Annotated in this window: 1 pseudogene; it reads left to right on the forward strand. The window is 45.6% G+C overall.

From position 1 onward, the window contains the following. Positions 1 to 270, forward strand: a pseudogene (locus ACTHS4_RS11995) (IS630 family transposase); the annotation flags it as partial.

The following is a 270-nucleotide window of genomic DNA, read 5'->3' on the forward strand; positions in this document are numbered from 1 at the left end:
TATCTCTGGTGTCCGAACAAATCGGCAACCGGCTGATTGCTCCGATGGTTTATCAAAATACGATGACCGGAGTCTTTTTTGAAGCGTGGTTTCAGCAATGCCTACTGCCCGCATTGACTCAAAAATCGGTGATTATTTTAGATAATGCACGATTTCACCGTATGGGCGTCTTACGGGAAATGGCGGAAAAATTGGGACATAAGGTATTGCCTCTTGCACCTTATTCACCTGAGCTCAACCCGATTGAGAAGGTGTGGGCGAATATTAAGC

Origin of the sequence: Neisseria sp. P0014.S009, from assembly GCF_051958155.1 — a bacterium.
GTDB lineage: Bacteria > Pseudomonadota > Gammaproteobacteria > Burkholderiales > Neisseriaceae > Neisseria > Neisseria flavescens_C.